Raw genomic sequence first — 1,427 nt, 5'->3', positions numbered from 1 at the left:
GACCTGTTCCACCTCCGGGATGGGTTTGAGATTAAAATGAATTTCGATAGAAATGTGTCTTGTTTTATCTTCGTCAATGCGCTCATGCACGACGATTTCTTTGATTAAGCGGTTGAGGGTGGCTGCGTCCAGCTCTGTGATGTTGGCGTATTCCTGAATGGCTTCCACCCATTGTTTTGCGTCATTGGCAAGCTGGACTTCATCGGACAGCCGCTTTCTGCCCTCGGACACTTTTGTTTTAAGTTCCGTCTGCTCGGTCTGTGTCTTTTCCAGCATGGTGTTGAAGTTCTGCTCACTGATACGCCCTGCAATCATATCTTCATAAAGCCGCATTACCATTTTGTCCAGAACCTCAATCCGTTCCTCGTCCCTTGTAAGGGAGCGTTCCATTGCTTCCCGCTGTTCCCGCTGCTCGGCTTCACAGGTATTGGTCAGGCGGTCAGCAACCGCTTTCCCGTCCATCAGGGCAGCTCTGGCACATTCCCGGATTTTCCGCAGCACATGACTGTAAAGGGTGTCATAATCAATCCGGTGCTGGGTGCAGTGGTTCTTTCCAAAGGCATTGTAGGTCTTGCAGGAGTAAATCTGCTGGGGATGTTTTGCGTTTGTGTAGCGTATCGTCAGCGACTTCCCACACTCGCCGCATTTTATCAGTCCGGCAAACAGGCTGATTTCATTGGTCTGCCCCGGACGCTGGCGGGATTTCAGCTTGTTCTGCACAATGTCAAAGCTCATGCGGTCAATCAGCGGTTCATGCTGTCCTTCCACTACAATCCAGTCCTCCGGCTTCTTTTCCCCAATCGTGCCGATTTTGAAACGGTAGTCCTTTTTCTGGGAAGCAATCGCCCCAGTGTAAACGGGATTCATCAAAAGGTCTTTGATAACGGAAAAGTCCCACATATACCGCCCGTTTTCCGGGTCTTTCTTTTCCCATTTGGTGCGGGTATTGCGAAGCCCCCGTTCCCGGTTCCACCATGTGGGGCAGGGGATTTTTTCTTCCTCCAGCCGTCTGCGGATATAGTTCGGACCATGACCGTTTAGGGCATATCCGAAAATCAGCCGCACAATCGGGGCGGTTTCCTCGTCAATGAGCAGATGGTTTTTGTCCTCCGGGTCTTTCCGATACCCAAACGGGGCAAGACACCCGGTAAACTGTCCTTTCTGCGCTTTCAGAAGATAAGAGGAATGGACTTTCTTGGAAATATCCTTGCTGTACATCTCGTTCAGGATATTCTTGAACGGGGCGATGTCGTTGTTATCCCGCAGGGTGTCGATACCGTCATTCATGGCGATATAGCGGACACCGTTTCTTGGGAAAAAGTCCTCAATCAAATGCCCTGTTTGCAAATAGTTACGCCCCAGTCGGCTGAGGTCTTTCGTGATGACAAGGTTGATTTGCCTGCGCTCAATGGCTCTCAACATTCTCT

1 protein-coding gene is annotated in these 1,427 nt (G+C 50.4%); it reads right to left on the bottom strand.

The features are described from left to right. The coding region (locus OCV61_RS17895) for a recombinase family protein (RefSeq protein WP_158422892.1) at nt 1-1,427 on the bottom strand (1,427 nt) is incomplete at both ends.

This window comes from Blautia ammoniilytica, from assembly GCF_025566965.1.
GTDB lineage: Bacteria > Bacillota > Clostridia > Lachnospirales > Lachnospiraceae > Blautia_A > Blautia_A ammoniilytica.
Note: the sequence above shows the minus strand (reverse complement) of the source record. Positions and strands in the feature narration are given on the sequence as shown.